Here is a 360-nt window from a genome sequence, read left to right on the forward strand (position 1 = left end):
CCTTTTAGGATTACTCGTTCTTTCTTTTTGCCTGGTTCCGGTACAGGAATGGCTGAAAGTAATGCCTTTGTATAAGGATGTTGTGGGTTATCGAATACGGACGTTTTATCACCGATCTCTACGATGCGTCCAAGATACATGACAATAACTCGGTCAGAGATATGACGAACAACACCCAAGTCATGAGATATAAATAAATACGTTAATTTAAAATCACGTTGTAATTTTTTCAATAAGTTAATGACTTGCGCTTGAATTGAAACGTCTAGCGCCGATACTGCCTCATCACAAATAATTAATTTTGGATCAACAGATAATGCACGGGCAATACCAATACGTTGACGTTGCCCACCACTAAAT

At 38.3% G+C, this 360-nt stretch carries 1 protein-coding gene; it reads right to left on the minus strand.

Annotated elements, in window-relative coordinates:
- A partial coding sequence (locus KH400_RS22645; protein ID WP_217228478.1) for an oligopeptide/dipeptide ABC transporter ATP-binding protein occupies positions 1-360 on the minus strand: 360 nt, incomplete at both ends.

Source organism: Desertibacillus haloalkaliphilus (assembly GCF_019039105.1).
GTDB classification, from domain to species: domain Bacteria; phylum Bacillota; class Bacilli; order Bacillales; family KJ1-10-99; genus Desertibacillus; species Desertibacillus haloalkaliphilus.